Genomic DNA, 305 nt, shown 5'->3' with positions numbered 1-305 from the left:
TGGCCGGCTCGTCTGCAAACCCTGTACGGAATGGGCCTGCAGGCTGCAGGCTGGACACTGGCCAATCTGGAGCAGGACGAGGACGACGAGACGGACATGGACTGGCAAGCAGCAGGAGTGTGGCCAGTCCCTGCTGTCAGGTCCGTCACTGACAGATCCTGTACGTCTGTGAGACATTCCAGCCCCCAGGTCAGAGAGGTATCTGGTGAAGGGATCACCGAACCAGCACACTTCAATATCACCCGCTACTTCAGCGGCAATGGTTTCGACGACACAGAATACAGGCTGGATATTTCCGAGGTCAC

1 protein-coding gene is annotated in these 305 nt (G+C 57.7%); it reads left to right on the top strand.

All coding sequences use genetic code 11. The features are described 5' to 3' along the window. Positions 1-305, top strand: a 305-nt coding sequence (locus tag E1189_RS22090) for a hypothetical protein (RefSeq protein ID WP_196220808.1), incomplete at both ends; no start/stop codon positions are given.

The organism is Parendozoicomonas verongulae, assembly GCF_009711465.1.
In the GTDB taxonomy this organism is placed as follows: Bacteria; Pseudomonadota; Gammaproteobacteria; order Pseudomonadales; family Endozoicomonadaceae; genus Sansalvadorimonas; species Sansalvadorimonas verongulae.
This window is presented reverse-complemented; position numbering and strand designations above follow the sequence as displayed.